Source organism: Pseudomonas karstica (genome assembly GCF_009707515.1).
Lineage (GTDB): Bacteria > Pseudomonadota > Gammaproteobacteria > Pseudomonadales > Pseudomonadaceae > Aquipseudomonas > Aquipseudomonas karstica.
Window position 1 is genome coordinate 1 of record NZ_WLYI01000066.1, and the last position, 7,359, is coordinate 7,359.

The 7,359-nt window shown below is 61.6% G+C and carries 1 protein-coding gene; it reads left to right on the forward strand.

The window, feature by feature from the left end; genetic code table 11:
* On the forward strand, nt 1–7,359 hold a 7,359-nt coding region (locus GIR22_RS25625; protein WP_154746070.1), incomplete at both ends, for an amino acid adenylation domain-containing protein.

The following is a 7,359-nucleotide window of genomic DNA, read 5'->3' on the forward strand; positions in this document are numbered from 1 at the left end:
GGCCGGTTCGATGCCCGGCACTATCGCCTGGACATTACCCAGGCGCCGCTGATGCGCATCGCGTTTAGCCACGATGCGCCGAACCAGCGCTGGGTGGCGATGCTGCTGTTTCACCACATGGCAATTGATCACGTGGCTTTGGAGGTGGTGCAACAGGAAATGCAGGCGTACTTGCTGGGCCAGGCAAACGCGGCGGGCGATGCGGTGCCTTATCGCAACTATGTGGCCCAGGCGCGACTGGGTGTCAGTCGCGAGGCCCATGAAGCATTCTTCCGCGAAATGCTCGGCGACATTGACGAACCAACCCTGCCATTCGGCTTGCAAAATGTGCAGGGTGACGGCAGTGACATCGAGGAAGCCCGGCTGCTGCTCGACAACGGCCTGAGCCGTCGCCTACGGCATTTGGCTCGCCAGTCAGGCGTGAGCGCGGCCAGCCTGCACCATTTGGCCTGGGCCCAGGTACTCAGCCGGGTGTCGGGGCGTGAAGACGTGGTATTTGGCACCGTGCTGATGGGGCGGATGCAGGGCGGCGACGGTGCCGAGCGGGCATTGGGGATGTTCATCAACACCTTGCCGCTTCGCGTCAGCGTCGGCCAACAATCCGTCAAGGCCGGGGTGAGGGCGGTCCATGCTCGACTGAGTGCATTGCTGGGGCATGAGCACAGCTCTCTGGCCTTGGCCCAGCGTTGCAGCGGGGTGACAGCGCCAACGCCGTTGTTCAGCGCTTTGCTCAACTACCGTCACTCCTCTGCTCAGCCTGGCACAATAGCTGCCGACTCGGCCTGGCAAGGCATCGAGGTATTGGGCGGCGAGGAACGTACCAACTATCCGCTGACGTTGTCGGTGGATGACCTCGGCGAAGACTTCGCCCTGACCGTGCTGGTCATGCCGGGCGTCGGCGCCCAGCGTGTCTGCGCCTACATGAACGCTGCGCTGGAGAGTCTGGCCGAGGCGCTGGAATCGAGGTCCGCCGCACCGCTGTACAGCCTGGATGTCCTCCCCACGGCAGAACAACAGCAACTGCGGGTCGAGTTCAACGCCACCGAGGCCGACTACCCGCAGCACCAAACCCTCCACTCGCTGTTCGAGGAGCAGGTTGTGCGTCGCCCTGATTCAACGGCCGCCATACAGCATGGGCAACGTTGGACCTACCGCGAACTGAACATCAAGGCCAACCAACTGGCCCACCATCTGATCGGCCACGGTGTAGGGCCGGGTGATCGCGTGGCGATCCTGCTGCCGCGCTCGATTGATCTGATCGTCAGTCAACTGGCCATTATTAAATGCGCCGCCGCCTACGTACCGCTGGACATCAACGCACCAAATGAACGTCAGCGTTTCATGTTGCAGGACAGCCAGGCAGCGCTGCTACTGACCTACAGTGGTGAGTCCGTCGAACAAGACGTCCAGCGAATGGACCTCGACACGACAGTGCTCGCGCATTTGTCGAGCCATGATCCACAGTTGCCGCAGACAAGCGAAATGCCGGCGTACCTCATGTACACCTCGGGCTCGACCGGTATACCCAAAGGTGTGTTGGCTCCGCACCGGGCGATCAGCCGACTGGTGATCAACAACGGCTACGCCGAATTCACCCCCGAGGATCGCGTAACCTTCGCCTCCAACCCGGCTTTTGACGCCAGCACCCTTGAGGTCTGGGCTCCGCTGCTCAATGGCGGGTGCCTGGTAGTGGTTGAGCAAGATGTACTGCTGTCGCAAGAACGCTTTAAAACGCTGCTGCTTGAGCAATCGATCAGCGTGTTGTGGATGACCACAGGCTTATTCCTCCAATACGCCGCCAACCTGATGACGGTATTCGGGCAGTTGCGTTACCTGATCGTCGGCGGTGATGTGCTTGATCCGGCAGTTATCCGCCGGGTATTGAAAGAGGGTGCGCCGCAGCATCTGCTCAACGCCTACGGTCCGACGGAAGCCACGACGTTTACCACGACCTTTGAAATCAAGGATGTAGGCAAAGGCAGCATTCCGATTGGCCGTCCGATTGGCAACACCCAAGTCTACATACTCGACGCTCACCAGCGCCCAGCTCCGCTGGGCGTGGCGGGCGAACTGTATATTGGCGGCGACGGCGTGGCCAAGGGCTATTTGAACCGCCCCGAGCTGACTGCCGAGAAGTTTGTCGTCGACCCATTTAATGCTGATGCATTGCTCTATCGCACGGGCGACCTCGGTTGTTGGCTGGCGGACGGCAACATCCAATACCTGAGCCGCAACGACGATCAGGTGAAGATCCGTGGTTTCCGTATCGAACTCGGCGAGATTGAAGCCCGGCTCACCCAGCATGTGGATGTTAAGAGCGCAGCGGTGATGATGCGTGAAGATGTCCCCGGCGAAAAACGCCTGGTGGCCTACTTCACTGGGCATCTGCTGGACCTCGACGCGTTGCGTGCGCACCTGGTGGCGCAGTTGCCGGACTATATGGTGCCGGCGGCCTATGTACGTCTTGAGGCACTGCCCTTGACACCAAATGGCAAACTGGATCGCAAGGCGTTGCCGGCCCCGGACCTTGCGGCGCTGGTCAAGCGCGGCTACGAAGCGCCGCAAGGTGAGGTTGAATCGACACTGGCCCAGCTCTGGGCAGACGTTCTCAATGTGGAGCAGGTGGGTCGTCACGACCATTTCTTTGAGCTGGGCGGGCACTCGCTGCTGGCCGTTACGCTGATCGAACGGATGCGCCAGGTCGGTTTAAGCGCCGACGTGCGCGTCCTGTTCAGCCAGCCGACCTTGGCCGCGCTGGCCAGCGCCGTCGACAATGGCAAAGAAATCAAAGTGCCGGAAAACCTGATCCCGCTGGACTGCGAACACATCACTCCAGACATGGTGTCACTGGCCACCCTGACCCAACCAACCCTCGACCGTATCGTCGCGAGCGTTCCCGGTGGGGCACGCAACGTGCAGGACATCTACCCCCTGGCGCCACTGCAAGAGGGCATTCTCTATCACCACCTCACGGCTGAAAAAGGCGATCCCTATGTGCTGCAGACGCAGTTCGCCTTTGACCGTCGCGAGCGTCTGGAAGGGTTCACCCAGGCACTGCAACAGGTGATCGACCGCCACGACATCCTCAGGACCTCCCTGGTATGGGAAGGCCTTGATGAACCGATGCAGGTGGTGTGGCGACAAGCGCGCCTGGTCTGTGAAGCGTTTGAGCCGGACCCGCAGGCCGGTGATATCGCCGCGCAGTTGCATGAGCATTTCGATGCCCGGCATTACCGGCTCGATGTGCGTCAGGCGCCGATGTTGCGCGTGGCCTTCGCAGAAGATGCAGTCCATCAGCGTTGGGTTGCGATGCTGTTGTTCCACCACATGGCGCTCGACCATACGGCGCTGGAAGTGGTGCAGCAGGAAATGCAGGCGTATTTGCTCGGTGAGTCGCACCAGTTGGGCGTGGCGATGCCCTATCGCAACTATGTAGCGCAGGCTCGCTTGGGTGTCAGCCGGGAGGAACACGAAGGGTTTTTCCGTGAGATGCTTGGCGATATTGAAGAGCCGACGCTGCCGTTTGGCATGCAGGATGTGCAGGGCGACGGCAATGGCATCAAGGAGGCGAATCTGGCGGTGGATGCCGGGCTGAGCCGCCGCCTGCGGGAGCAGGCGCGGTTGCTTGGGGTGAGCGCAGCAAGCGTAATGCATCTGGCCTGGGCCCAGGTGTTGGGCCGTGTGTGCGGTCGCGACGAAGTAGTCTTCGGTACGGTGCTGTTGGGCCGGATGCAGGCAGGCGAGGGGTCTGATCGCGCGCTGGGTATGTTTATCAACACCCTGCCATTGCGGGTCAGCCTGGGCGAGCAAGGTGCGCGTGCGGGAGTGATGGCGACTCATCAACGCCTGACTGGGCTGCTGGGCCACGAACATGCATCGCTGGCATTGGCTCAGCGTTGCAGCGGCGTTGCCGCGCCGACGCCGTTGTTCAGTGCCTTGCTCAACTATCGGCATAGCGCAACCGACATCACGCCGCAAATGCGTTCGGCGTGGCAAGGCATAGAAGTGCTCGGTGGTGAAGAACGAACCAATTACCCATTGTCGCTGGCAGTGGATGATGAAGGCACAGGTTTCGGCCTGGCCGTCCAGGCCGCGGCCGGGATTGATGCGCAGCGCATCGGCGACTACATGCAGACAGCCCTGGAGAGTCTGGTCGCCGCGCTGGAGCAGGCACCCCACACGCCACTTTACGAACTCGATATTGTCTCGATCGCCGAACGCAGGCTAATGCTCGACACCTGGAATGCCACCGAGGTGGCCTACCCACAAACGCAGACGATCCCGCAGTTGTTCCAGGCCCGGGTCGAGGCCTCTCCCGACGCGGTTGCCGTGGTGTTCGGTGATCAACAGTTGAGCTATGCCGAGCTGAACCGGCAAGCCAACCGTGTCGCACACGAACTCCTGGCCCGTGGCGTTCGCCCGGATGATCGCGTGGCGCTCTGCGTCGAGCGTGGGTTCGACATGCTCGTCGGGTTGCTGGGAATTTTGAAGTCGGGCGCCGCTTATGTCCCACTGGACCCGGCCTATCCCATCGATCGCCTGAGCTACATGCTGCAAGACAGTGTGCCCGTGGCGTTACTGGTACACGCCGGCACGCGCGATTTGCTGGCCGATGGCGAAATTCCACTGATTGACCTATCCAGCGCGGACTGGCAAGGCAGATCTTCCGCCAACCCGCAGGTGCCGGGCTTGACCTGCGCGCACCTTGCTTACGTGATTTACACCTCGGGTTCGACCGGCAAACCCAAAGGCGTGATGGTCGAGCACTGCAGCGTGGTCAACCTGTTGTGCTCGATGCGTGACATGGTGGGCATGGTGTCCAGCGATCGGATGCTGGCGCTGACGACCCTCGGTTTTGATATCGCCGGCCTTGAGTTGTATCTGCCGCTGATTTTCGGCGCCTGTATTGTCCTGGTCTCCCGGGATCAGGGGCGTGACGGTACATTGCTCGCTGAGGTGGTTGCCTCAAGCGGCGCCACCGTCGCGCAGGCCACACCGGCGAGTTGGCGCATGCTGCTCGAATCAGGCTGGCAGGGTGCTCCAGCGATGACCGCCCTGTGCGGCGGCGAAGCCTTGCCTGCTGACCTCGCTCTGCGCATCGCCGGCCAGGTCAAGACCTTGTTCAACGTCTACGGCCCCACCGAAACAACGATTTGGTCATCGGCCACGCCAGTGGGCGCCCAGGCGACAGGTGCCAGCCAGGTCAGCATTGGTCGACCGATTGCCAATACCCGGTTCTACTTGCTCGATGCACATGGCAAGCCCGTGCCCATCGGCGCCGTCGGGGAGATTTACATCGGTGGCGCGGGCGTGGCTCGCGGTTACATGAACCGTAGTGACCTGACGCAGGAACGCTTCCTGGCTGACCCTTTCAGCGCACAACCCGATGCGCGGATGTACCGCACAGGCGATATTGGCCGCTACCTGCCCGATGGCACAATCGACTATCTGAGCCGTAACGATGGCCAGGTGAAGATTCGTGGTTTGCGCATTGAGTTGGGTGAAATCGAAGTCGTCCTTGGCACTTGCCAAGGGGTGAGCGAGGCCGTGGTGGTAGTGCGCGAAGATCGTCCCGGCGAGCAGCGCCTGGTGGCCTACTACCGGGCGCAGGCCGGTCACGATGCCCTGTCGGTCGAAACAATACGTGGGTTGCTGCTCGCGCAATTGCCGGAATACATGGTGCCCGTGGCGTATGTGTTGCTGGATGCAATGCCGCAGACGCCCAATGGCAAGCTGGACCGCAAGGCCCTGCCTGTACCGGAATCGGGCGCGATAAATACCTATGGCTATGAAGCGCCGCAGGGAGCGGTCGAGGAAGTGTTGGTGCAGATCTGGCAAGACTTGCTGGGCCTGGACCAGGTTGGGCGGCATGACCGGTTCTTTGAATTGGGCGGCCATTCGCTACTGGCGATGCGGCTTATCTCACAGGTTCGCCTGCGCCTCGGCGTGGAGCTGCCGCTCAGCGAACTGTTTGCCCATTCGCAATTAAGTGAGTTGGCATTGGCCGTGGCGCGGTCGTTGAGCAGCACGTTGCCGGAGATTGTGACGGTGAGCCGCGACGGGCCGTTACCGCTGTCCTTTGCGCAACAGCGTTTGCTGTTTCTGGCGCGAATCGAAGGCGCCAGCGAGGCTTACCATCTGCCGGCCGGCCTGCGCCTGACAGGCGATCTGGACCGCAATGCACTGCGACGTGCACTGGATCGGATCATTGCCCGTCACGAGGCATTGCGCACTGGCTTCGTGCAGGTTCCGGAGCAGCCAGTCCTGCAACGTATCGCTGCCGAGGACGTCGGGTTTGCCCTGGAGTTGATCGATCTGTCCGCTCATGCCCAGATGCAACACGAACTCAACAGGCTGGTCGCGCAGGAAGCTGGGGAACCCTTCGACATTGAGCAGGGGCCGTTGATTCGAGGGCGGTTGATACGCTTGGGTGAGCGCGAGCATGTGCTGTTGGTGACAATGCATCACATCGTCTCGGATGGCTGGTCCATGGGTGTGCTGACCCGGGAACTGGTTGCCCTTTACGAGGCATACCGCTGTGGGCAGGACGATCCACTGCCGCCACTGTCGATCCAGTATGCTGACTATGCTGCCTGGCAACGTCGCTGGATCGACGATGAGGTGCTGAAGACTCAGGGTGACTATTGGAAAGCTGCGTTGGCCGATGCGCCGGCGCTGCTGATGCTTCCTTGCGACCATCCACGGCCCGCTCAGCAGAACTATGCCGGCGCAGCCCTCCCGGTGGCATTCGACGCAGTGCTGACGGCGGACCTCAAAGCGCTGAGCCAGCGCCACGGCACCACGTTGTACATGACGGTACTGGCCGGCTGGGCCGCAGTGCTCGGGCGCCTCTCGGGGCAGGACAAGGTGGTTGTCGGTTCGCCAGTCGCTAACCGTATGCGTGCCGAGGTCGAAGGGCTGATCGGTTTCTTCGTCAACACCTTGGCCTTGCCGATTGATGTGTCGGGTGAACCGAGCATCGAAACGCTGCTGCAACGTGTAAAGGCGCAGACGCTGGGTGCGCAGGCGCATCAGGACTTGCCGTTCGAGCAGGTGGTGGAGTTGGTCAAGCCAGTGCGCAGTTTGTCCCACAGCGCGGTGTTCCAGAGCATGTTGTCGTGGCAGAACACCGAAAGCGTCGAGCTGGCGTTGGGCGACCTGCACCTCGAAGGGCTGGGCGCTGCGAGTCGCACCTCGAAGTTCGATGTGTCGCTGGATCTGGGAGAAATCGGCGGTTGCATTCAGGGTTCGCTGGAGTTTGCCACGGCGCTGTTCGAACCGGCGACGATGCAACGTTACCTCGGCTATCTGGAGCGGGTGCTGCGCACGATGGTGGCGGATACGGGCACAGCGGTAAGC